This is a genomic window from Acidimicrobiia bacterium, assembly GCA_036271555.1.
Lineage (GTDB): Bacteria > Actinomycetota > Acidimicrobiia > IMCC26256 > PALSA-610 > DATBAK01.
This window is the reverse complement of record DATBAK010000042.1, coordinates 22,465-45,169: the sequence shown is the minus strand read 5'-3', so window position 1 is coordinate 45,169 and position 22,705 is coordinate 22,465. Positions and strand designations below refer to the sequence as shown.

Below are 22,705 nucleotides of genomic sequence, written 5' to 3'. Positions count from 1 at the left end.
CTCGACGAACGACCCCTCGTCGAGCAGCAGCGCGAGGCGGTCGCGCACGAACCGCTTGCCCTGCTCCGCGAGCTTGCCGGCGCCCTTCGCGAGGTTGCCCGCGAGCGCGCGCTCGGTCGCGTCGGCGACGCGCTCGTACTCCGAGCGGGAATCGCTCACGATTCCCGCTTCCGGGGCCGACGACGCCGAGCCGCTCGGGCCCCGCTCGCGGTCGCACAGCTGCCGGCGCGTCTCCGCGTTCTCGTCCGCTCGCTCACGACGCCGCTCGCGCGAGTCGGGGGCCGGCGTGGAGCATCGCGCTCGGCAGCTCCCGCCCGACGATCTCTTGCGCGAGCCGCGCGCAGCCGATCAACGCGTCGAGGTCGATGCCGGTCTCGACGCCGAGGTCTCCGAGCATGTGCACGAGGTCCTCGGTGACCGCGTTCCCCGACGCGCCCGGCGCGTACGGACAGCCGCCGAGGCCGCCGATCGACGCGTCGAATCGCGTGACGCCACGCTCCAGCGCCGCGAGCACGTTCGCGAGCGCAGTGCCGCGCGTGTCGTGGAAGTGGAGCCCGACCGTTGTGATGTCGATGCCGGCACCCGCGAGCGCGTCCAACAGATCGTCGACGCGACGCGGCGTCGCCATGCCCGTGGTGTCGCCGAACGACAGGCGGTCGGCGCCCGCGTCGACGAGATGACCCGCGACCTGCGCCACGCGCTCCGGCGCGATGTCGCCTTCGTACGGACAGCCGAACGCGGTCGACACGATCGCCTCGACCGGCACGCCCGCGCCGTGCGACAAGGCCGTGAGCTCCGACGCCGCGACGAGCGACTCCGCGACCGTTCGGCGCACGTTCTTCAGGTTGTGCGTCTCGCTCGCGCTGACGACGAGCTGGATCTCGTCGGCCTGCGCGGCCAGCGCGCGCTCCGCGCCGCGCACGTTCGGCACGAGTGCCGAGTACACGACTCCGGGCGCGCGCGTGATGCGCGCCATCACGTCCTCGCTACCGGCCATCGCCGGGATCGCCTTCGGCGCGACGAACGATGCAGCCTCGATCCGCCGCAACCCGGTCTGCGAGAGCGCGTCGATGAGCCGCACGCGCGCGTCGACCGGAACCGGCGGCTCGTTCTGGAGCCCGTCGCGCGGACCGACCTCTCGCACATCGGCACGCGCGGGGAGCGAACGCATGAGCCTCAGGCTAGGGCGGCCGCGACGCGGCCGGCGCTACAGGACGATGCGGACGGGGTCGCCGCCGAGCGACGCGGTCCACGACGTCGAGTCGTCGATCGAGCCGGAGAACTGGTAGTTGATCTTGAACCAGCAGTTCGTCGCCACGGTCGTCGTGCACGTGTACCCGCCAGGGATGGGCACGTCGATCTCGACCCATTTCCCGTTGTAGTCACCGCTGTTGACGCCGGTCTCCTGGCACCCCGTACTGCCGTTCGTCGCGACGAACGAGTGGCCCGATCCGACTTGGATGGTGCACCCACTCAACGTCAGCGTCTTGGTGCCGTTCTTCCCGTCCGGCGGCGGAACGATCGTGAGCGTGCCGGTCGAGCTGGCGTCACCGATGTCGAACAGGTCGACGCTCAGGGTGAGACCGGCGTCGCCGGGCAGCAGGCGAGCGAGGTAGAACGACGTCGACACACCGCCACCGACGTTGGCGTACACGCCCATGTTGCCGTTGCCGTAGATCGAGGCGTTGCCCGTCGGACACGTCGTGTTGGAGCAGGCCCGCAGCGCGAACCGGTTCGACCCGTCGCCCTCCGTATTCGCCTGCCCGTTCGTCGTGAGGTTCGTCCGAACGTTGATGAAGTAGTAGCTGTTCGCCTTCGCGTTGATCGTGCTCGAGCAGATCGTGTCCCACTGGCGGAAGTACTGCGCGAGGTACTCGGTGCTCGCCGCGCCGTTCACCGTCACCGCTTGCTTCGTGGTGCTCTGCAACCCGGCGGCGAGGTCGCCGAACCACGCCGGATAGCTCTTCCTGCAGATCGGCGTCGCGGGCACGCTCGTCGGGTCGTTCGGCACCGATGCCGGGCCGTAGACGGTGTAGGTCGTGGTGATGTGGCTGGCGCCGTTGTCGAAGGTGTGGTCACCGGTGCAGTACCGCTGACCCGCGTCGGTCGGGTCGCTCGCCGTGGTGACGTACTTGTACCGCGTGCTCGCGTTGAACGTCACGCCCGAAGGCCAGCCCTTCACCTTCGTCGACGTGAGCGCGGCCGCGCCCGTGAGGTTGCTGCTGTCGTCGTTCGAGCCGCACGAGTCGCCGACCGCGACCATGGCGGGGTCGAACGCCTGGAGCTTCAACTGCGTCGTCGCGGTGGAGACCTGAACGGTGTAGTAGTAGCCGTCGCACGAGTAGTCGCTGTTCGTTCCGGTGTACCCGCACGACGTATCGGCCGGCGCGGAGGTGCAGGTGTCGGACGAGTCGCAGTCGCCGGCCTGGTAGGCGTCACCGTTGCCCTTCGGTGTATCCGGGCCCGAGATGTTGCCCCAGAAGTTCGGATACGTCGTGCTGGAACCGGCGACGCCGCTCGACTCGGGATCGTTCCCGTACTGAGCCGACGGGCTGCCCATGTCGACCGGCGGGCGGTAGTCGGCCGTGGCGCTCTTCTTGATCGTCAGCGTCTTGAAACCGATCGCCTTCGCGAACCAAGTGTTGACCTTCGTCTGCACGGTGACCTTGAGCTGCGAGATCGTCGTCTGCTGCAGCGTCGTCACCGTGGTGCTGTTCGAGCCACCGTTCGTGAAGCCGTTCGACGACGCGACGCTCTGCGCGGCGCTGTACGCGGTCGTCACGTCGGCAGGCAGGTAGATGGTGCCGGCGAGGGCGGCGGCGTCGGCCGCGTTCTGCGCCTTCTGGGCGACGAAGTAGCCGCGCCCCATGTCGATCGCGAGGCCCACGACCGCCACGATGACGATCATGAAGACCGCCGTCCACACGAGCGCGAGGCCGCTCTCGTCGCGTTCCTTCCGCGCACGAAGGAAACGCGCGATGCGACCGACCCGCTCGGTCTCGACGGTGAGCTCGTCGGTCATGTCGTCGTGTTGGCGCACGTGCTCGAGACGTTCGGCTCGAAGCGCATGACCGTCGTGCCGCTCAGGGTCTTGTTGCCACCGAAGAGATGCGTCACCGCGGTGTGCGTCATCTGCACGTAGACGCCGATGGCTTCGGGGCCGACGTCGCCGTGAGGGTTGGTGTTGGCCGCGCACGCGTACTGACCTGTCGAGAGCCAGCCGGTTCCGCTGCTCTTCGTCGTGTTGAACTGCTTCGTGCTCGTGTTCCAGGTGTACGTCATGCAGTGCGTGCAGCCCGTGAAGTTCGGCGCGCCGTTGCCGTCGGCGTCGGGGTCGGCGTCGTAGATGACCAACTTCTGCGGTGCCGCGGAACCGACCGATTGCAGCGCGGTCGAGACCGCGTTCGCCACCGTGACCGCGGAATCGGTTCCGCCACCGGAGCACGAGGTGACGGGCGTGCATCCGAAGTCCGTCTTCGGCAGCGCCGACGCAACGCGTGCACCGGAGCGCGACGCCGCGGCGACCGCGGCGTCCTGCTGGTACGCGCTGCCGTACTCGATGATGCCGAGCGTGATCAGCATGAGGAGCGGGATCACGATCGCGGCCTCGACGAGGACCGCGCCGCGCTCACCGTCTTCGCCGCGCGCTCGACCCAATCGCCGCCGAACGGCCGTCGCCAAGCTTCGTACGTTGCGCATTCTCTGCCACCATCCGTCTCGCGGCACCGATCGCGGTACCTGTTCCATCGGCGGCTTTGGACGGCGGTTCAGAGGTCGCGGCCCGCCTCTCAGGCAGGGCTGGCGCTGCGAACGGCCGCATCGAGCCGAGAACCCACCCTCGGCATCGTGCGACCCACGGTCCGTGGCCACAATGGGCCGAACGGATCAGGCGAGGGGCGGTTCTCTCAGGAGCGCGGCCGCTCGGGGCTCAGTTGCGCTGGCGGCGGACCCGCAGCTTCAGCGGCGTCGGCCCGACGTCGAACGACTCGCGCAGCCGGCGCTCGAGGTAACGCAGGTAGGTGGCCGGCAGCGTGCCGCTCGTGAACAGCGTGACCGTCGGCGGGTCGCTGGCACCCTGCGTCGCGTAGAGGATCCGCGGCCGGCGGCGGCCCTCGAGCGGCGGCGGGTGCGCGGCCTGGGCGTCGCGCAGCACGCGGTTGAGCGCCCCCGTCGGGATGCGACCGTGATACGCCCGCTCCGCGTTGCGCAGGGCGGGGAGCAGGCTGACGACCTTGCTGCCGGTGAGCGCCGAGATCGGCAGCACCGGCGCGTAGCCGAGGAACGCGAGGTCGCGCTCGACCCTCCGGCGGAGCTCGGCCCGGGCCTCGGTGCCGAGCAGATCCCACTTGTTGAGGACGATGACGATCGCGGTGCCCGAGGCGTCGACCCGCTCCGCGAGCCGCTGGTCCTGGTTCGTGACGCCGACGGTGCCGTCGATCACGAACAGACATGCGTCGGCGCGGTCGACGGCCTGCAGCGCGCGCACGACGCTGTAGTACTCGGTCGGTTCGTCGACCTTGCTGCGCCGGCGCATGCCCGCGGTGTCGACGAATCGGAGCGGACCGTCCTCGGTCTCGATCACGGTGTCGACCGCGTCACGCGTCGTGCCCGGCAGGTCGTGCACGACCGACCGCTCCTCGCCGACGAGCCGGTTGAACAACGTCGACTTGCCGACGTTCGGACGGCCGACGATCGCGATCGAGAAGATCTTGTCGCCCGCTTCTTCCTCGGCATCGGCCGCCGGCTCCGGGGGCAGCGCAGCCACGAGCGCGTCGAGGAAGTCGCCGCTCTCGCGGCCGTGCAGCGCCGACACCGGCATCGGATCGCCGAGCGCGAGCTTCGCGAACTCCCACACCGCGCCGACGCGACGTTCGTCGTCGACCTTGTTCGCGACGACGAGCACCGGGACGGTTGCGGTGCGCAGCACGCGGGCGACGCGCGCGTCTTCTTCGGTGACCCCGACGTTGACGTCGACGACGAGCACGATCGCGTCGGCCTCGCGCATCGCGCGCTCGGCCTGCTCGCTCACCTTCGCCGCGAGCGCGGGGTCCTCGTCGGTCAGTCCCGACTCCCCCGCTCGGATCCAACCGCCGGTGTCGACGACGAGGAACCGCCGCCCCGCCCACTCCGAGACGAACTCCTTGCGGTCGCGCGTGACGCCCGGACGCTCCTGCACGATCGCGTCGCGCTTGCCGACGATCCGGTTGACGAGCGTCGACTTGCCGACGTTCGGTCGCCCGACGACGGCGATGACGGGAAGTCGATCGTTCATTCGCGCTCGGCCGTCGCGCTCTCCCACGCGGCCGAAGGCGCGAGCGGAGCGAGCGTCGAGGCTCGCCAGCGAACGTGCGAGTCGGCGACCCGGAGGGGAGCCGGCGAAGGAGTGACCGAAGGTTGCAGGGCCTCCACCAGCGCGCGGCCGTCGGTGGGGATCGCCTCGACGACGCGCGGGAGCTGCGCGAGCGTCGTGCCGTCGAGGAAGCGGCCCTGCGAGAGCGCGACATCGGGCAGCAGGTAGCGGTCGTGCTCGGGTTGCGATTCGAGCGCGGCACCGATATCGGCACCCGTCATCAGACCGGTGACGCCGATGTTGCCGCCGAAGAAGTCGTTGCGCACCGTGAGCAACCGGACGTCGGTGCCCGCGTGCGCGGTGAGGTCGTCGACGAGCGGCGCGAGCACCGGTGCGCCGAGCTCACCGGTGAGGATGGCGATACGACGCGCGCCCGGCGTCCCGACGACCGTGCCGGCCTTGGTGGTGCGCGGCGCGCGGTAGCCGTCGGCGGGCGCACCGTCGACCCACGCGAAGAAGCCCGCACGCGGCCGGCGACCGATGCCGTCGCCACCGTCGAGCGCGTCGCGCACTTCGTCGGTGAACGCGCGCGCCATGCCGATGCCGTTCTCGTGCTGCACGAAGCCTTCGTAGTGCGCGGCGTCGGGGAACGGGCGTCCGGCGAGCAGGTAGTACTCGTCGGACGCGAACACCACGCGCCGGCCGAGCGCGCGCCGGAACACCTCCTGCCAGTGCTCGACGGTGTCGAGCGTGCGCGCGACCTCCGCAGGTGTGTGGAACCGCAGCTCCGGCTCACGCGAGTGCGCGCTCACACCGAGCGGCACGACTCCGACGGACGCGAGCTCGGGGAATCGGTCGAGGATCCCGAGCATCGTGTCCTCGAGGACGTCGCCGTCGTTGAGGCCCGGGCACACGACCACCTGACCGTGCACCTCGACGCCCGCCGCGAGCAGTTGCGCGAGCCAGCGCAGGCTCGTCGCCCCGCGCCGGTTGCGCAGCAGACGCGTGCGCACGTCGGGGTCGGTCGCGTGGATGCTCACGTACAGGGGACTGAGCTTCTCGGTCACGACGCGTTCGAGGTCGGCCTCGGTGAATCGTGTGAGCGTCGTGAAGTTCCCGTAGAGGAACGAGAGCCGGTAGTCGTCGTCCTTCAACGACAGGCTCTTCCGCATGCCCTTCGGCAATTGGTAGATGAAGCAGAACGGGCAGTGGTTGTCGCAGGTGCGCACGCGGTCGAACACCGCGCTCGCGAGCTCGAGCCCGAGCGGAGCACCCGCGGGCTTGTCGACGACGACCGTCCGCTCGAGCCCGCCACGACGCACTTCGAGCTCGACGACGGGCTCGTCGACCTGCAGCTGGTAGCGGATGACGTCGCGCAGGTCCTCGCCGTTGACCGTGAGGATCTCGTCGCCCGCGAGGAGTCCCGCGGTTGCGGCGTAGGACTCGGAGGTGACGGCGACGACACGGGCGGGTGGCACGGCCGACCAGTCTACGGAGCGGTCTCACTCGCTCCTTCACCGGCTCCCTTCCGGGTCGCGGGCTCGCACGGCTCGCGGGCGAGCCTCGACGCTCGCTCCGCTCACGCCTTCGGCCGTGTGGAGTGACTCGCGCCGAGGCTCCCGAGCCCAGCCGGTCGCGCGTCCGCTCGTATCCTGGTTTCGTGGCCGTGGAGCAGGTGTTGCTGGCCGAGCCGCGGGGCTTCTGTGCCGGCGTGGAGATGGCGATCAAGGCGCTCGCGTGGATGGTGCGCGCCTTCGAGCCGCCCGTCTACTGCTACCACGAGATCGTGCACAACCGGGTCGTCGTCGACCGGTTCCGCGACCTCGGCGTGATCTTCGTCGACGACCTGTCGGAAGTGCCCGAGGGTGCGCCGCTCATGCTGTCGGCCCACGGCTCCGCGCCCGAGGTCGTCGCCGAGGCCCGCTCGCGCAATCGCTACGTCGTGAACGCGGTGTGCCCGCTCGTCACCAAGGTGCACCACGAGGCGAAGGTGCGCGCGCAGAAGGGCTACCGCGTCCTCTACGTCGGCCATGCGGGACACGACGAGGCGGTCGGCACCGTCGCGGTCGCGCCCGAGTCGATTCGACTCGTCGAGAACGAGGCCGGGCTCGATGACGCTCTGCGCGGGCTCGACGCCGACGCCGGTGTCGCGATGCTCGCGCAGACGACGCTCTCGCACACCGAGTGGCAGGGACTGCTCGAGCGCACGCGCGAGCACGTGCCGTCGTTGTGGACCGCGTCGCGCGACGACCTCTGCTTCGCGACGACCAACCGGCAAGCCGCGCTGCAGCGCATCGCACGCGACGCCGACGCGGTGATCGTGATCGGCAGCGCGAACTCGTCGAACACGATCGCGCTGACGCGCGTCGCGGCCGACGCGGGGTGCCCGCTCGTCCTGCGCGTCGACGGACCCGCTGAGCTCGACCTCGCGGTACTCGGCGACGCGCGCGTCGTCGGCGTGACCGCGGGCGCGAGCGCGCCCGAAGAGCTCGTCGACGGCGTGATCGCGCTGCTCGATCCGCGCGCCGGCGTCACCCATGTCCGCGTGACCGACGAGGACGAGTACTTCCCACCGCCGCGCGAGCTGCGCGAGCTGTTGCCCGCGTTCGACGCCGCGGCTGCCTTCGTCGTCGGCGGCGACCCTCGCCGCGCCCGCGACGCCGGCGGTCCGTTCGGCGCCGACCGCTCGATCGACGCCTCCGACGTGCTGACCGACCTCGGCTAGACCCGGGCCGTGCCGTCGCGGATGCGGTAGGCCTCGTCGAAGAGTCGTTGGAGGGTGACGCGCAGGTCGGCCGACATCTCGTCGACCACCGCGCGCTTCACCACCGAGCTCTCGCGCGGCGGCGGAACGATCGGCTCGCCCACGACCACGACGATGCGCCCGAAGCCCCAGGACCAGCGCTTCCGGCTGCGGAACGTCTCCTCCACGCCCGCGATGCCGACCGGCAGGATCGGCACGTTGGCCTTGAGCGCGAGGTACACCGCACCCGGCTGGAGCGGTGCGATCTCCGGTCCGTGCTGGCGCGTGCCTTCGGGATACACCACAACCGGCTCTCCGGTCGCGAGCATCTTCAACGACTCGCGCACGGGACCGAAGTCGGATCCGTCGCGCGCGACCGCGTAGCCGCCGAGGGCCGAGAAGATCGCGCCGAGCACGGGCACGCGGAACAACGACTGCTTCCCCATGAAGCGGACGCGGCGGGTCGTGATCGCGCCCACGAGCGGGATGTCGAGCATCGAGCGGTGCGTCGGCGCGATCACGTACGGGCCGCTCGGCGCGTGCTCGCGCCCGATGACCCGCGCGCGGTACACCACCCGCACGTAGCCGACGACCAAGAAGCGCACGAAGCGGTAGAACGTCACGCCGTCCTCCCGGCTGCGTCCCAGCGCGCCACGATCTCGTCGACGACGGCGTCGACCGCGCGACCGGTCGTGTCGAGCACGAGCGCGTCGGGTGCGGCCTGGAGCGGCGACACCTTGCGGTTCGAGTCGATTGCGTCGCGGCGCGCGAGGTCGGCGTGCACCGAGTCGACTTCGACCCTGCGATCGGCCGCGTGCTCGTCACGCTGACGGCGCCGGGCGCGCTCCTCGTCGCTCGCGGTCAGGTACACCTTCACGCGCGCGTCGGGGAACACGACGGTACCGATGTCGCGCCCTTCGACGACACCACCGCCCCGTTGCGCGACCCACGCGCGCTGGCGCGCAACCAGCACCGCGCGCACCGCGGGATGGGCCGACACCGTCGACACCGCCGCGGTCACCTCGGGCCCGCGAATGGCGGCGCTCACGTCACGGCCGTCGACTCGCGTCGACTCCCCCAGCTCCAGATCCATCGCCTCGGCGAGCTTCGCCGCCGCCGCGCCGTCGTCGGGTTCGACACCGCCGTCGAGCACGAGCAGCGTGACCACGCGGTACATCGCGCCGGTGTCGAGGACGTCGTAGCCGAGTCGGGTCGCGACGCCGCGCGCCACGGTCGACTTCCCCGAGCCCGACGGCCCGTCGATCGCGACGATCGGGTCGCCCACGCCGTCAGTCATGGCCGCCGCCGGTCACGCTCGCGAGATCGTCGAGGAAGGTCGGATACGACACCGCCGCGATCGACCAGCCCCGCACCGTCGAGTCGGCTTCGATGGCATGCCCCGCGATCGCGGCGGCCATCGCGATGCGGTGATCGCCATGGCCCTTCATCGTTGCGGCCTGCGGTCGGCCGCCGCGGATCGCCAGGCCGTCGGCGCGCGACTCCACGCCGATGCCGAGCTGACCGAGCTCCTGCTCGACCGTCCCGATGCGGTCGCTCTCCTTCACGCGCAGCTCCGCGGCGTCGCGGATGTCGGTGACGCCGTCGGCGAACGCGGCTGCGACCGCGAGCGCGGGGATCTCGTCCTGCACCGCGACGACTTCGGCGCCTGCGATCTCGGTTCCGTGCAGGTCGGCGGCGCGCACGGTGATCGAGCCGACCGGCTCGCCCACCCGCACCTCGACCTCCTCGACGTCGATGTCGGCGCCCATACGTCGGAGCACGTCGACGAACGCGATGCGCGAAGGATTGAGCGCGACGTCGTCGATCACGAGCTCCGAACCCGGCGTGATGCACGCGGCGACGACGAAGAACGCCGCCGACGACGGATCGCCGGGCACGGCGAGCTCGAACGCCTGAGGTTGTCCCGCGCCGACGCGCACGACACCGTCGCCGACCGTCACCGGCGCGCCGAGTGCGGCGAGCATGCGCTCGGTGTGATCGCGGCTCGGCGCGAGCTCGGTGATCTCGATCGGGCCCGACGCCTGCAGGCCCGCGAGCACGAGCGCGCTCTTCACCTGCGCGCTCGCGACACTCGGTGTGAACGATCCACCGCGCAACCCGCCGCCACGGATCGCGATCGGCGCGAGCGTGCCGTCGGCGCGCGCGTCGATCGTCGCACCCATCGCTCGCAGGGGCTCGACGACGCGCGCCATCGGCCGCTGGCGCAGCGACGCGTCGCCGTCGAGCACTGAGAGGAACGGCCGGCCCGCGAGCAGGCCCGACAGCACGCGCATGCTCGTGCCCGAGTTACCGCAGTCGACCACGCCACCGGGCTCGCGCAAGCCGTCGAACCCGCTCGCCGTGATCGTCAGCCGCTCGGTCGTGCCCTTCGCGCGCACGCCGAGCAGCTCGATCGCGGCGCGCGACGACGCGACGTCGTCGCCGGTCGCGAGCCCGGTGACCGTGCTGCGACCGTCGGCGATCGCGGCGAACAGCAAGGCGCGGTGCGAGATCGACTTGTCGCCGGGAACGCGCAACCGACCCCGCAGCGGGCGGGCGCCGCCGACGGTGATCTCGTTCGCGCTCGCGCTCACGTGAGTGCTCCGCGCGACACGTGGTAGCCGATCTCCACGAGGCCGGACTCGAGCTCGTCGACGCCCGTCGCCGCGGTCACGAGCACGATGACACCGGAACCACCTTCGCCCGAGTGCGCGATCTCGAAGTCGAACACGTTGATCCCGAGCCGGCCCGCGAGCGTCGTGACCTCTGCGATCGCGCCGGGCCGGTCGGCGACCGGGATGCGCAGCTCCACGAGCTCCTCGGGCGGCGGTGTGCCGACGGGGAGGCTGCGGCGCGCGCGGCGGGCGCGCTCGAGGAGATCGAGGATGCCGTCGCGCGAGCCGGACTCGACGAGCGTGCGTACCGCGCCGAGCGCGGCGACGTAGTCGTCGAGCGCGCGCAGCACCGCGTCGCGGTTCGCACTCAGGATGTCGGGCCAGATGCCGGGATGACCGGCCGCGATGCGCGTCATGTCGCGGAAGCCGCCCGCGGCGAGCCGCATGAGCGTGCGGTGCTCCTCACCCGCGCTGCCCGCAACGTCCATCAGGGTCGACGCCGCGAGCTGCGGAACGTGGCTCACGAGCGCGACGAGCGCGTCGTGACGTTCGGGCTCGACCGCGATCGCCTCCGCACCGACCATCCCGACGAGCGACCGTACGACGGTGAACGCGTCGGGATCGGTGGCTGCCGTCGGCGTGAGCACCCAGCTGGCGCCGACGAAGAGATCCGGGTCCGCGCCGTCGACGCCGTCCTGCTCCGACCCCGCCATCGGGTGCCCGCCGACGAAGTGCGCGGCGCGGTCGGGACACGCGGCCACGATCGCCGCGACCACCGGCGCCTTCACCGAGCCGACATCCGTGACGACCCGTGCGCCCGCGGCCAGGGCCTCGGTCGCCAGCGCGCCGATGTGGCCGACGGGCACCGCGACGACCGCGACATCGACGCCGCGCACGGCATCCGCGAGCGAGCCGGCGACCTTCGTGACTGCTCCGAGCTCGCGCGCGCGCTCGAGCCGCTCGGAGGACGCGTCGAAGCCGACCACCTCGACCGACCGGCGCGCGAGCGCGAGCCCGATCGAGCCGCCGATGAGCCCGGTCCCGAGCACCGCGACGCGTCGCACGCGCGGAGGCGCGCCGGTCGTCGCGCTCACTCGGGAAGGTCGTCGCGGAGCAAGCGCGCACCCTCGAGGTACACGTGGTGCAGCGGGGCGCGCGGACCCTCGACCTGGAGGTGCATGAGCACACGGATGCAGCGCGCCATGCCGTGGTCGATGTTGAGCTCGCGCGCGCAGAGCAACGGCACGTCGCCGAGACCGATCGCGCGCGCCGCGGCGGCGGGGAACTCGGCGGTGAGATCGTCGGTCGCGGTGAAGATGACGCTCACGATCTCGTCGTGCACGAGTGCGTTGCGCTTGAGCATCTCCCGGACCAGCCGCTGGGTCTTGGTGTCGATCTCGGCCTTCGAGTTCTCGGCACAGGTGATTGCGCCCCGCAGCGCCAGCAGCCTCACGGGGCCGGAGGCTACCGCGGGGCGTCGCGCGGTCCTCCGACCGCGGCCGCCGCGTACAGCGCATGAACCTCGGGTGCGTCGAGCACGCGCCACGCTCCGGGCGCGAGCCGCGCGTCGCTGAGCGGTCCGATGCGCGTCCGGACGAGCCGGGTGGCGGGATGCCCGATGGCCTCGCACATCCGCCGGACCTGCCGGTTGCGACCTTCGTGGATCACGATCTCGACCGCGGCCGAGTCGTCGCGCCGGGCGACGATCGCAACGCGCGCGGGCGCGGTCATGCCGTCGTCGAGCTCGACGCCCTCGCGCAGCCGCCGCAGCTCCCCGGCGCTCGGCACGCCGATCACCTCGGCGAGATACGCCTTCGGCACACCGTGACGCGGGTGGGTCAGCAACTGCGTGAGCTCGCCGTCGTTCGTGAGCAGCAGCAGGCCTTCGCTGTCGTAGTCGAGCCGCCCGACGGGGAACACGCGCGGCGAGGCCGGCACGAGCGCGCTCACCGTCGCCCGTCCCTGCGGATCGCTCGTCGTCGTGACGACGCCGGTGGGCTTGTTGAGCAGGTACGTCACGAGGTCGGCCGCGATCGGCACCGGAACGCCGTCGACCTCGACGCGCGCCCCCAGGGCAACCCGCCGGCCGAGCATCGCGACCTCGCCGTCGACCGTCACCCGTCCCGCGGCGATGAGGACCTCGCACACGCGCCGCGACCCGAGGCCGGCGCGCGCGAGCACCTTCTGCAGTCGATCGCCCTCGGACTCGCTCACGGCTCAGCGATCGGACGTGACGCCCTCGGCGTGCTCCACGGCGACCGTGCCCTCTTCGTCCTCGTCGTCGAGCGCCAGGGGCGCGCCGGCGTCGGGGATGCGTAGACCGCGTTCGAGCGCCTCGACGACACCGGCGTCGGGGATGAAGTCGCCGAGCGACGGCAGGTCGGTGAGGCTGTTCACGCCGAGGCGTTGCAGGAAGAGCGCGGTCGTGCCGAAACGCGCGGGATTGCCGGGAGTCGGTTCGTGGTCGACCTCTTCGACGTAGCCGCGCTGCACGAGCGTGCGCAGGGTCGCGTCGACGTTCACACCACGGATCGCGGAGAGCTGCGCGCGGCCGATCGGTTGCTTGTAGGCGATGATCGCAAGCGTCTCGAGCGCGGCCGGCGACAAGCGCGCGTGCTGGCCCTCGAGCACGAAGCGCTCGACGTACGCGTGCAGGTCCGGGTGGGTCTGGAAGCGGTAGCCGCCGGCGACGCGCGCGAGCACGAAACCGCGTCCGTCGCGCGCGTACTCCTGAGCGAGCGCGTCGCAGATCTCCTCGACGGCGGTGTGCGAGATCTCGACCAGCTGCGCGAGGAGGTCGGGCGCAACCGGCTCGGGCGCGGCCATGATCACGGCCTCGATCGCGCGGCGCGCTTCGGAGTCGGTCGATGGCGCTTCGGGCTCGTGCTCGCCGTCGCTCACGCGCGTACCTCGGCGACGTGGGCATGTTCGTCGTCGGATTCGGCCGCCGGTGCTTCGCCGGCGAGCTCCTCGCCGGCAAGCTCGTCGACGATCGTCATCTCGAGCGGCTCGTCGTCCCAGTCGGGATCGATCACGAGGTCGATGCCCGCGCGCTCACCGATCGCGAGCGGACGCACGCGCAGCTCGCTGAACGTCGTCAGCTGCTCGAGGTCGACGAGACCCTGCTTGTACAGCTCGAGGCAGGCGAGGAAGCGCACCACGATCTCGAGTCGCTCACTCGTGCCGACGACGAGGTCGCGGAAATCGACCGCGCCCGATTCCGGCAGGAGCGCGAGCACGGTCTCGATCGCCTCGCGCACGCTCGCGCGCACCGGCGCGACGTGATCGGTGCGGACCTCGGGTTCGACCTTCGGCGCGAGCCCGCGCTGTGCGGCTGCGAGGAAGTCGGCGAGCTTGACCCGCTCGAGCGGGTCGGGCGCGAGCGACGCGAACGGCTCTTCGGGCCCCGCGACGCGCGCCAGAGAGCGCTGCGCGTCCTGCATGACCTGGAGCAGGTGCTGCGACGCGTCCTTGAACGTCTTGCACTCGAGCAGGCGCGCGATGAGGTAGTCGCGCTCGTCCCAGCGGGAGAGCTCGTCGTCGAGATCGGGGTCGTCCTCGCGGCCGGGCAGGAGCCGGCGGGCCTTGAGGTCGACGAGGGTCGCGGCGATGAGCAGGAACTCGGTCGCCATGTCGAGGTCGAGGCGATCGAGCTTCCCGATCTCGTCGAGATAGCGGTCGACGATGCGGGCGAGGCTCACCTCGAAGAGGTCGACCTCCTCCCGCAGAATCAGGTGGAGCAGTAGGTCGAAGGGGCCCTCGAAGACCGGCGTCTGGACCTCGTAACCCATCGAAATCACCCTACTCCGTGGCGAATCACACCCGTGTCACCCGTGGTCGTGCCGGTACGATGCCGCCGCCATGACTCGTGTCTTCTCGGGGATCCAGCCGTCGGGTGAGATGCAGCTCGGCAACTACGTCGGGGCCGTTCGCCGCTGGGTCGACGGGCAGCCGGCAGCCGGTTCGGCCGAGGCCGCCAGCCACTCCTCGATCCACTGCGTCGTCGATCTGCACGCCATGACCGTCGGCTACGACCCGGCGACGCTTCGCCAACGCACACGGGAGGTCGCGACCCTGCTGTTCGCGGCCGGGCTCGACCCCGCGCGCTCGGTGGTGTTCGTGCAGAGCCAGGTCGCCGCGCACACCGAGGGCACGTGGATCCTCGAATGTGTCGCGACGTACGGCGAGCTGCGGCGCATGACCCAGTTCAAGGAGAAATCGGAGGGCCAGGACTCCTCGACCGCCGGGCTGCTCGTCTACCCCGTGCTCATGGCCGCCGACGTGCTGCTCTACGACACCGACGAGGTGCCCGTCGGCGACGACCAGCGCCAGCACGTCGAGCTCACGCGCGATCTCGCGATCCGGTTCAACCACCGGTTCGGCGACACGTTCGTCGTGCCCAAGGCGACGTTCCCCAAGATCGGGGCGCGGATCATGGACCTGCAGACTCCGACCAACAAGATGTCGAAGTCCGCGGCCTCACCGCAGGGCACGGTGCTCGTTCTCGACCGGCCCGAGGTGATCGCGAAGAAGCTGAAATCCGCGGTCACCGACAGCGGCAGCGAGATTCGTTACGACACCGAAGAGAAGCCGGGGGTCTCGAACCTCCTCGACCTCTACGCGGTCGCGACCGGCGCGACCCGCGACGACGCGGTCGACCACTTCGCGGGTTCGGGCTACGGCGCGCTGAAGACCACGGTCGCCGACGCGATCGTCGAGTTCCTCCGGCCCGTGCGTGAGCGCTACGACGAGCTGGCGCGCGATCCCGGCGAGGTCGACCGGCTGCTCGCGCAGGGCGCAGGGATCGCCGAGGCGATTGCGGGTGGCGTGCTCGAACGCGTGCGCGCCGCGTGCGGCCTGATCCCCCGCGTCATTCGCCCCGTCTGAGCCGAGCCGCCGCGGCCCGGCGCTTGCGCGACCTCGGGTCGCGGGTCGTCGACGCGATGTGTTGCACCAGCGCCCTCAAGCGCAGACCGAACGACCACCGACAGAACGCCGCGCGTCGGCAAGCTGGTTGTTGAGCGACGGAACCGCGCCGTTCTCCTCAGGGTCGCCGAGCGCGAGCACCGGCACCGGGCGGCCTTTCGTCAGCAGCGCCACGACCTTCACCTGTCGAACTCGAGACCACGGGTTTGGACGAGCCAACTGGTCGAAGCGGTTGATGTCGCTGATCGGGATGCGGCGTGTCGGACCGGGGAAGTTGCGAACCAGGACGTAGCCATCGGTGATGTCGACTTTGCTCAGGTTCCGCTGGATCAGCGGAAAGACGATCGACCCCGCGATCAGCAGGACCGGCGCGATTCCGGCGAGAAAGAACATGCCGTCTCTTTCGGCACCGATGACGGTCGCCTTCAGTCCGCGTCCACGTCACCTCCGCGGAACCGCGCGCGTCGCTCGTCGCGTCGAGGCTGCGACCCGCCGGGACCGGAGCGGACGGGTGTCACCCCGACCAGGGTGCGGGGTCATCGAGGTCCTTCGGACAGCCGACCTTGCCGGACACGTCGCCGCGCGGCTTCCCGTCGAGCAGCAGCCGGCTGACCGTGCCCGACACCGTGAGGCTCGTGAGCACGACGGCACGCGGCGAGCACCACTCGACGTCCATGCCCGCCCCCCACGCCGCGGACGGATCGTCGTCGAGGTCGGACTGCGTCTTCTGCGGATAGCTCCCCTGCTGCGCGTACCAGTCGTCGAACATGGTCGACGCGTCCTCGAGCGCGCGGTTCTGCGTGATGTCGGCAACCGCGTTCCGCAGACCCGAGTTGACCCCGGTCAGGCGCGCCTCGAGCCCGCCCGGTGAGAGCGCGGCCCACCCGAGGACCACGACCACGAGGACGACGAAGGCGACTCGGCTCCACGAGATCCCCCGCGACCGGCCTCCGTGCGCGGGCGCGTGATGATGATCGTCGTCCGGCCACGCGCCGCCGTCAGGCGGCGCCGACCCGAGCTTGACGTAGTACCCCCGGTCGATGCCGCGTGTATCGGCAGATCGCGCTGCGAAACTTCAATCGCTCGTTCCCGCGGGAACGGGGGGCTCGCCGTGCGGGCCGCCCCGAGCAGGCGGCCGAGGCGTCAGGAGCGGCGAGCGTCAGCGAGCGCGATCAGAAGGCTCAGACACCTTCTCGCCGTCGGCCTTGGCGAGCGCGGCCATCACGACGGGCGGGAGGCCGGTGGTGTCCCAGATCGCGGGCCGGTGGTGCGCGTCGGCCCACAGCGCCGCTTCCTTGCGACCGCCGGCGAGCTTCACGCGGTCGGCGCCGAGCTGGTCGTGGAAGACGTAGAGCGCGCAGCGGCGGCGGAAGCCGCTCTTGTCGACCCAGCTCTCCACGACCCGCGGGCCAAGCGTGATCGCGAGCAGCGTCGCGATCGCCCGCCGCACCGGACCGAAGCGGGCGTCGAGCTTGCCGACGTCGTGCAACAGCGCGGCGGCCGACCAGCGCGGGTCGCCGGCGTACTCGGTGCCCGCGAGCTCGGCCTGCGTGCGGTACGCAACCCCGACCGACTCCCGCTGATCCGCGCGCGGCAGGCGCGTCCAGAGCGCGAGCTCGGCGGGCAGCAGCGTCTGCTCGACCCAGTCTCGCTCCTCGGACGACACCCTCCGGGGCACCAGCGACTCGAAGAAACGAGAGACGAGGTGCGCGGCGCTCGCCACGCGTTGCTGCCCTACCGCCGCTTCGGCGACGCGCACGCGATGCACGTGCGGGCCGTCGGCATCGCTTCGAGGCGCGCGTCGGAGATCGCCCCGTCGCACGCCTCGCAGCGACCGTATTCGTCGCGATCGAGCTTGCCGAGCGCGTGGTCGACGTCCTCGAGCGCCTCGAGGAGGCTGCCGACGAGCGCCTCGACCTCGCCCCGCTCCGCGGTCACCTGACCGGAGTCGGCGAAGTTCTCGTCGAACCCGGAGCGGTCACTGTCGTGGCCGAGGTGCGCCAGCTGCTCGCGGATCCGAGCCCGCTCGGCGCCGAGCTGCTCCCGATACGACGCCGCGGCCGTCGCTTCCACCATGAGCAGCGAGTTTACCTGCGGTCCACCCGCCCGACCCGCCCGTCGATGCGCGATCCCGCCGACGCCACGGTGAACGTGCGTCTGCTGTTCAACCGCTTCGCCGATGGCGCATCCAGTGAACGACCGACGTCGACGCGATGATTTGGCGAGCCGTGGATACCGCTCAGGAGTACTGACGGCCCGGCAAACGAGCGGGCGGGGGCACGTCAGTGCCGCGCACGGGGGTGTGCGGCTTCGTACACGGCGCGGAGACGCTCGGGTGACACCTTCGTGTACACCTGTGTGGTCGACACGCTGGCGTGACCGAGCAGCTCCTGCACGACCCGGATGTCGGCGCCGTGATCGAGCATGTGCGTCGCGCACGAGTGACGGAACACGTGCGGCGAGAGCCGGTCGCCGAGCCCCGCGCGCTCGCCCGCGCGCCGCACGAGCTGCCAGCAACCCTGCCGCGTCAGGCGCCCGCCGCGCGCGTTGAGGAACACGGCATCGGCGTCGCGACGCGCGACGCGCGACGAACGCAGCGCGAGCCGGCCGTCGCCGCAGTAGTGACGGAGCTCGGAGCGCGCGGCGCGTCCCATGGGCACCACGCGTTCCTTGTCGCCCTTGCCCAGCACGCGCGCGAGGCCGTCGTCGAAATCGATGTCGGCGAGATCGAGGCCGACGAGCTCGCTGATGCGCACGCCCGTCGCGTACAGCACCTCGAGGATCGCCCGGTCGCGTTGCGCGCGGGGCTCGTCGCCGACGACGGTGCGCAGGATCGCCTCGACCTCGGGCTCGTCGAGCGCCTTGGGAATCCCTTGCGGCACGCGCGGCGCGCCGACCTGCTCGCTCGGATCGTGCTCGAGCAGGCCCTCGGTCGCGCAGAAGCGATGGAACGAGCGCACCGCGACGAGACCGCGCGCGATCGACGCCGGCGCGAGGTGCGCGTCGTCGTCGCCGACGGTCACGCGCCCGAGGTGGTCGACATACGCGGCGACCGTGTCCTCGTCGATCTTGCGCGCGTCGGTGATGCCCTGGTCGGAGAGGAACTGCGCGTAGCGACGCAGGTCGCGGCGGTACGCCGCGAGCGAGTTCGGCGCGAGGCCGCGCTCGACCGTCAACCAGATCTCGTGCTCGGCGAACAGCGCGTCGAGCGTCGTGCGCACCGCTTACTCCTCGAGCGCCGGATGCCGCCCTTCGAGATACTCGCGCGCGAGCAGGAGGCCGATGATCGACTTGGCGTCGACCAAGCGGCGCTCCGCGATCAAGCGGTCGACGTCGGCGAACGCGACCGGCTCGATCGTCATGTGCCGCTCTTCGATGCTCGTCGACCGCGGTCCGCCCGCGTCGACGAGGTCGAGCGCGGCGTAGAGGTGCGTGTACTCGTCGCAGAAACCGGGCGTGTTGAAGAACTCCGCGAGCTTCACGAGCCGGCCGGGCGTGAAGCCGATCTCTTCTTCGAGCTCGCGCCGCGCGGTCTCTTCGGGCGGCTCGCCGTCGACGTCGCGCTTGCCCGCGGGTACTTCGAGCAGGTCCCCGCCGGTCGCGACGCGGTACTGCCGCACGAGCAGCGCGGTCGCACCGTTGTCGGCGACGGGCACGACGACGACCGCGCCGGGATGTCGTACGACGATGCGCACCGCCTCGTCACCGTCGGGACCCTTCACCGCGAGCTCGTCGATCGCGAGGAACCCCGCGGTCACGACGCGCGAAGAGCCGGTGACGCGGAAGGCGCTCACTCAGGCGTTCGCGACCGAGCGCTCCGAGAACGGGATCCGCGGCGCGCGGCCCTCGGCCCGGAACTTGCTCGCCTCGACGAACGCCGCGAACAACGGGTGCGGCCGGTCGGGGCGACTCTTGAACTCGGGGTGCGCCTGCGTCGCGAGGAAGAACGGGTGCTGGTCGGGCGGGAGCTCGACGAACTCGACCAGCCGGCCGTCGGGCGACGTGCCCGAGCAGAGCAGCCCCGCCTCTTCGAGCTGCGCGCGATAGCGGTTGTTCACCTCGTAGCGGTGGCGGTGCCGCTCGTAGACGATCTCCTCGCCATAGGCGGCGCGCACCCGCGTGTTGGGCAGCAGCCGCGCCGGCCACGCGCCGAGCCGCATCGTGCCGCCCATGTCGACGACGTCGCGCTGCTCGTCCATGAGATCGATCACCGGGTGCAGCGTGCTCGGGTCGAACTCGCTCGAGTTGGCGCCCGCGAGGTTGCACTTGTCGCGCGCGAACTCGATCACCGCGCACTGCAGACCGAGGCAGAGCCCGAGATACGGCACGCCGTGCTCGCGCGCGTAGCCCGCGGCCGCGATCTTGCCCTCGATGCCGCGGAAGCCGAACCCGCCGGGCACGACGATGCCGTCGAGATCGTGCAGCCGCTGCTCGGTGAGCAGGCCCTCGGCCTCGTCGGCCGCGATCCACTCGACGTTCACGCGCGCACCGCAGCCGTAGCCGCCGTGCTTCAGCGCCTCGACGACCGAGAGGTACGCGTCGGGCAGGTTCACGTACTTGCCGACCAGGCCGATCGTGACGTCGACGTCGGCCGCCTCGACCCGCTTCACGAGCGACTTCCATTCGGTGAGGTCGGGCTCGCCGTCGTCGAGGTGCAGCACGCGGCACACGTAGTCGTCGAGCCCCTCGTCGTGCAGCACGAGCGGGATCTCGTAGAGGTTGCCGGCGTCGACCGCGGACACGATGCCCTCTTCGGGGACGTCGCAGAGCTGGGAGATCTTCTCCTTGAGCCGGCGGTGGATCGGCCGTTCGCTGCGGCACACGATCGCGTCGGGCTGGATGCCGCGACTGCGCAGCTCGGTGACCGAGTGCTGCGTGGGCTTGGTCTTCTGCTCACCGGCGGGACCGATGAACGGCACCAGGCTCACGTGCACGTAGAAGACGTTGTCGCGCCCGACGTCCTTGCGGAACTGCCGGATCGCCTCGAGGAACGGCAAGATCTCGATGTCGCCGACCGTGCCGCCGACCTCGGTGATGACGACGTCGACGTCCTCGGTCGCGAGGCTGAGGATGCGGTCCTTGATCTCGTTCGTGATGTGCGGGATCACCTGCACGGTCTCGCCGAGGTACGCACCGCGGCGCTCCTTCGCGAGCACCGACTGGTAGATCGAGCCCGTGGTCGCGTTCGACTTGCGGGTGAGCGGCACGTCGACGAACCGCTCGTAGTGACCGAGGTCGAGGTCGGTCTCGCCGCCGTCGTCGGTGACGAACACCTCGCCGTGCTGGAAGGGGTTCATCGTGCCCGGGTCGACGTTGATGTACGGGTCGAGCTTCTGCATCGTGACTCGCAGACCCCGGGTCTTGAGGAGCCGCCCCAGCGACGAAGCGGTCAGTCCCTTCCCCAGGCTCGATGCGACTCCACCGGTCACGAAGACGTGCTTGGCCACCCGCTCATCCCCCTCGACTCGCGCCGAAACCACGTGGAAACGTGCGCCCGGAACGCTCCCGCGGGGTCGCTCGGCCGACGCTCGGACCCTCGGTCGGGGGTCCGCATCGGCGCTTCGCGGGGCACGAGCGAACCTACCACGGGAGGTGCGCGGCACCGTTCATCCTGCTCGCCGCGCGCCTGGTCATGCGTTCGCTTCGCATGTGACGCATTCGCATGACCGGGGCACGGGCGACGCGCAGGGTTAGCGTGCCCGCGATGGCGCGCACAGCGCGATGGCAAGGCGCGGGCGTCGACGTCGTGCTGCTCGGACTCGGCGCGCTCGTCGTGCGCCTGCCCGCGTACTTTTCGTCGCGCGAGCTCGTCGTCGACGAGGGCGTCTACTCGTCGGCCGCGCTCGCGATGCGCGACGGCGCGAAGCCGTTCACACAGGTGTTCTCCGCGCAGGGGCCGCTGCACCTTCCGCTCGTCTACGGGTTCGACCTCCTCGGCGGGCGCACGCTCGACTCGCCGCGCCTGCTCGCGGTCGTGTCGGGCATCGTCGTGACGCTCGCGATCTACGCGACGGGTCGCTTCGTCGGCACGCGCACGAGCGCGCTGCTCGCGGCCGCGCTCGTCGCGACCACGGGTTCGATCCTCTGGACGACCGCGCCGCTCACGGGCGACGGGCCCGCCGCCGCACTCACGGCGCTCGCGGTGCTCGGAGCGTTCGCGTGGCGCGCGCGGCCGTCGACGCTGCGCGCGGCCCTGACCGGCCTCGCGTTCGGCGCCGCGCTCGCGGTGAAGGTGCTCGTCGCGGTGGCCGCGATCCCGGTCGGGTTGCTGTTCGTGCTCGCGGCCCTGCCCCTCCGCCGGCGAGTGCGCGATCTCGCGGTGGCGGTAGGCACGGCCGTCGTCGTGATCGTCGCGAGCGCGCTGCCATGGGGCGTGCACCGCGTGATCGACCAGTCGGTCACGTACCACACGAAGGCGCCTCGGTTGGAGAGCGTCGGCCAGCAGTTCGACAAGCTCGTGTCGACGGTGCCGAGCCGCGACCTCCCGCTGCTCGTGGCCGCGGTGATCGGGCTGCTCGCGGCGGCGGTCACCGCGCGCCGGCGCGGGCGCGGCGAGCGCCGCACCGACGGCCGCGACGTCGCGATCGTGCTCGCGTGGCTCGTTCCCCTCACGGTCCTCCTGATCGTCGAGAAGAACATGTGGCGACCGCACATCGCCGCGCTGATGCTCCCCCTCGCGCTGCTCGTCGCGTTGCGACCACCGCCGTTGCGCGTGTTCGGCCTCGCGCTCGTGTTCCTCGTGCCGTGGTGGGCGGTGCACCTCGACGACATCCTCTGGCCGTCGCCGTATCACGGTGCCGCGGCCGCGGTCGTGGCCGAGATGCGTGCGTTGCCGAAGGGCGCGTGGGTGATGAGCGACGATCCCGGCCTCGCGTGGCGCGCGGGCCGGCGCGTGCCCGCCAACTTCGTCGACGGGTCGGTGCTCCGCATCGACGAGCACCTCGTCACGACCGAGTCGGTACGCAAGGCCGCGGCCGGCAGGCGCGTGTGCGCGGTCGTCGTGTGGTCCGATCGCTGGGGCGAGGACCTGCCCGGACTCCCGACCGCGCTGCGCAGCGTGGGCTACACGCTCGCGCACCACTACGGAACCAACCACGACTACTGGCGCAAGCAGTCGTGCTCGGCGTAGTG

Annotated in this window: 24 protein-coding genes; 3 read left to right on the top strand and 21 right to left on the bottom strand. The window is 71.2% G+C overall.

The genetic code is table 11. The features are described from left to right. The 6 genes from VH914_11390 to VH914_11365 form a co-directional block, all read right to left on the bottom strand. Window positions 1–159, bottom strand: a 159-nt coding sequence (locus VH914_11390) for an acyl-CoA carboxylase subunit beta (GenBank protein HEX4491801.1), incomplete at its 3' end; no start/stop codon positions are given. A 94-nt stretch (window positions 160–253) separates the two neighbouring features. Then, the gene (locus tag VH914_11385; GenBank protein ID HEX4491800.1) at window positions 254–1,171 is read right to left on the bottom strand and encodes a hydroxymethylglutaryl-CoA lyase; all 918 of its coding nucleotides are present in this window, start codon (window positions 1,169–1,171) and stop codon (window positions 254–256) included. A gap of 36 nt (window positions 1,172–1,207) precedes the next feature. Further along, a complete protein-coding gene (locus tag VH914_11380; protein ID HEX4491799.1) occupies window positions 1,208–3,040 on the bottom strand; it encodes a pilus assembly protein TadG-related protein in 1,833 nt (610 codons plus the stop codon). Further along, complete coding sequence (locus tag VH914_11375) at window positions 3,019–3,681, bottom strand: TadE family protein (GenBank protein ID HEX4491798.1); 663 nt, start codon at window positions 3,679–3,681, stop codon at window positions 3,019–3,021. Before VH914_11375 ends, VH914_11380 begins: the two co-directional genes overlap by 22 nt. Window positions 3,682–3,928: 247 nt before the next feature. Further along, complete coding sequence (gene der / locus VH914_11370; GenBank protein HEX4491797.1) at window positions 3,929–5,272, bottom strand: ribosome biogenesis GTPase Der; 1,344 nt, start codon at window positions 5,270–5,272, stop codon at window positions 3,929–3,931. Continuing rightward, entirely contained in the window at window positions 5,269–6,768 is a 1,500-nt protein-coding gene (locus tag VH914_11365) for a DUF512 domain-containing protein (GenBank protein HEX4491796.1), read from the bottom strand. The genes der and VH914_11365 overlap by 4 nt, the downstream gene beginning before the upstream one ends. Before the next feature lie 182 nt (window positions 6,769–6,950). Here VH914_11365 and ispH point away from each other — a divergent pair, with 182 nt between their 5' ends. Continuing rightward, window positions 6,951–8,015, top strand: a complete 1,065-nt coding sequence (gene ispH / locus VH914_11360; protein ID HEX4491795.1) for a 4-hydroxy-3-methylbut-2-enyl diphosphate reductase — start codon at window positions 6,951–6,953, stop codon at window positions 8,013–8,015. Here ispH and VH914_11355 read toward each other — a convergent pair. From VH914_11355 to VH914_11320, 8 genes are read right to left on the bottom strand one after another with little or no spacing between them, the layout of a single operon-like run. Next, a complete protein-coding gene (locus VH914_11355) occupies window positions 8,012–8,656 on the bottom strand; it encodes a lysophospholipid acyltransferase family protein (GenBank protein HEX4491794.1) in 645 nt (214 codons plus the stop codon). The two genes, ispH and VH914_11355, sit on opposite strands and share 4 nt — an antisense overlap. After that, complete coding sequence (gene cmk / locus VH914_11350) at window positions 8,653–9,330, bottom strand: (d)CMP kinase (GenBank protein ID HEX4491793.1); 678 nt, start codon at window positions 9,328–9,330, stop codon at window positions 8,653–8,655. The genes VH914_11355 and cmk overlap by 4 nt, the downstream gene beginning before the upstream one ends. Then, the gene (gene aroA / locus VH914_11345; GenBank protein HEX4491792.1) at window positions 9,323–10,627 is read right to left on the bottom strand and encodes a 3-phosphoshikimate 1-carboxyvinyltransferase; all 1,305 of its coding nucleotides are present in this window, start codon (window positions 10,625–10,627) and stop codon (window positions 9,323–9,325) included. The genes cmk and aroA overlap by 8 nt, the downstream gene beginning before the upstream one ends. Then, the gene (locus tag VH914_11340; GenBank protein HEX4491791.1) at window positions 10,624–11,742 is read right to left on the bottom strand and encodes a prephenate dehydrogenase/arogenate dehydrogenase family protein; all 1,119 of its coding nucleotides are present in this window, start codon (window positions 11,740–11,742) and stop codon (window positions 10,624–10,626) included. Before VH914_11340 ends, aroA begins: the two co-directional genes overlap by 4 nt. Next, window positions 11,739–12,101 (bottom strand): chorismate mutase, encoded by a 363-nt coding sequence (aroH, locus tag VH914_11335; GenBank protein HEX4491790.1) that lies wholly within the window; start codon window positions 12,099–12,101, stop codon window positions 11,739–11,741. Before aroH ends, VH914_11340 begins: the two co-directional genes overlap by 4 nt. Window positions 12,102–12,112: 11 nt before the next feature. Next, on the bottom strand, window positions 12,113–12,862 hold the full coding sequence (locus VH914_11330; protein ID HEX4491789.1) for a pseudouridine synthase: 750 nt from the start codon (window positions 12,860–12,862) through the stop codon (window positions 12,113–12,115). Between the two features lie 3 nt (window positions 12,863–12,865). Further along, complete coding sequence (gene scpB, locus VH914_11325; protein ID HEX4491788.1) at window positions 12,866–13,549, bottom strand: SMC-Scp complex subunit ScpB; 684 nt, start codon at window positions 13,547–13,549, stop codon at window positions 12,866–12,868. Then, complete coding sequence (locus VH914_11320) at window positions 13,546–14,439, bottom strand: ScpA family protein (GenBank protein ID HEX4491787.1); 894 nt, start codon at window positions 14,437–14,439, stop codon at window positions 13,546–13,548. Before VH914_11320 ends, scpB begins: the two co-directional genes overlap by 4 nt. Before the next feature lie 70 nt (window positions 14,440–14,509). On the opposite strand from VH914_11320, the gene trpS reads away from it, so the two are divergent. Beyond that, on the top strand, window positions 14,510–15,535 hold the full coding sequence (gene trpS, locus VH914_11315) for a tryptophan--tRNA ligase (protein ID HEX4491786.1): 1,026 nt from the start codon (window positions 14,510–14,512) through the stop codon (window positions 15,533–15,535). A 75-nt stretch (window positions 15,536–15,610) separates the two neighbouring features. On the opposite strand, the gene VH914_11310 is transcribed toward trpS, so the two are convergent. The 7 genes from VH914_11310 to VH914_11280 all read right to left on the bottom strand — a co-directional run bounded on the left by VH914_11310 (window position 15,611) and on the right by VH914_11280 (window position 21,021). Continuing rightward, window positions 15,611–15,967, bottom strand: coding sequence for a hypothetical protein (locus VH914_11310; GenBank protein ID HEX4491785.1), 357 nt, complete (start codon window positions 15,965–15,967; stop codon window positions 15,611–15,613). Between the two features lie 121 nt (window positions 15,968–16,088). After that, window positions 16,089–16,475, bottom strand: a complete 387-nt coding sequence (locus tag VH914_11305) for a hypothetical protein (protein HEX4491784.1) — start codon at window positions 16,473–16,475, stop codon at window positions 16,089–16,091. 258 nt (window positions 16,476–16,733) lie between these two features. After that, entirely contained in the window at window positions 16,734–17,297 is a 564-nt protein-coding gene (locus VH914_11300; protein HEX4491783.1) for a hypothetical protein, read from the bottom strand. Window positions 17,298–17,308: 11 nt separating this feature from the next. Next, window positions 17,309–17,650, bottom strand: a complete 342-nt coding sequence (locus VH914_11295) for a TraR/DksA C4-type zinc finger protein (protein HEX4491782.1) — start codon at window positions 17,648–17,650, stop codon at window positions 17,309–17,311. A gap of 206 nt (window positions 17,651–17,856) precedes the next feature. Then, window positions 17,857–18,795 (bottom strand): site-specific tyrosine recombinase XerD, encoded by a 939-nt coding sequence (gene xerD, locus VH914_11290; protein HEX4491781.1) that lies wholly within the window; start codon window positions 18,793–18,795, stop codon window positions 17,857–17,859. 3 nt (window positions 18,796–18,798) lie between these two features. Continuing rightward, window positions 18,799–19,368 carry an NUDIX hydrolase gene (locus VH914_11285; protein HEX4491780.1) on the bottom strand — a complete coding sequence of 190 codons (570 nt, stop codon included), beginning with the start codon at window positions 19,366–19,368 and terminating at the stop codon, window positions 18,799–18,801. Next, the gene (locus VH914_11280) at window positions 19,369–21,021 is read right to left on the bottom strand and encodes a CTP synthase (GenBank protein HEX4491779.1); all 1,653 of its coding nucleotides are present in this window, start codon (window positions 21,019–21,021) and stop codon (window positions 19,369–19,371) included. It abuts the gene before it with no gap. Between the two features lie 257 nt (window positions 21,022–21,278). Between VH914_11280 and VH914_11275 the strand changes: the two genes are divergently transcribed. Beyond that, window positions 21,279–22,703: a glycosyltransferase family 39 protein gene (locus VH914_11275; protein ID HEX4491778.1), complete on the top strand. Its 1,425-nt coding sequence runs from the start codon at window positions 21,279–21,281 to the stop codon at window positions 22,701–22,703. The last annotated feature ends 2 nt before the right edge of the window (window positions 22,704–22,705 follow it).